1 pseudogene is annotated in these 636 nt (G+C 51.2%); it reads left to right on the forward strand.

The features are described 5' to 3' along the window. Positions 1-88: 88 nt before the first annotated feature. A pseudogene (locus AC1DRJ_RS31410) lies at positions 89-271 on the forward strand (AzlC family ABC transporter permease); the annotation flags it as partial. Between the last annotated feature and the right edge of the window lie 365 nt (positions 272-636).

Genomic DNA, 636 nt, shown 5'->3' on the forward strand with positions numbered 1-636 from the left:
GAGTTACTCTGCGCTAAAAACTCGAAAATTGCGCGTTTATGAATACCGCCGCCGCTCGTTCACGCAGCTGGTTACCACTGAAGAAGACATGCAGTACCGAACCAAAATGGAAGCTTTTCTCGGCGGCGTACGGACACTCGCCCCGTTGATTCCTGGCGTTATACCGTTTGGCCTAGTGACTGGTGTGATGGCAATCGACATGGGAATGTCGCCTGGCACAACCATGGGTATGACGTTGCTGTTCTACTCCGGGTCAGCTCAGATGAACGCCTTCACTGCGGTATCGATGTCAGAGTCGCACTGTGATTTTTGTTGCTCTCCCAACCTATACAAGGATCAGCAGATGAAAGCTGCCAAATTGGGCYAGTCAATGTCGCTCTCGTACAACTGCTTTAGCAAGCCTGCCCATATTGTTCACCTCCTAGAGAACCGGGTGCTGAGTTCAGAATATCCGGAGGTCGTACTCATTGGGTTCCAGCCATTGATGCATGATCCGGCCGCCCTCCGCATGACTAGCATTACGCAGATAAGGATGACCAACAGATGAGTGCTTCCACCCCATCATTAGCCATTAGCAACAATTATGGTGAACGGGTTTCCACTCGCATCGTCTTCCTCATTACCGGGCTTGTGATG

Source organism: Pseudomonas sp. P5_B2 (assembly GCF_056400445.1).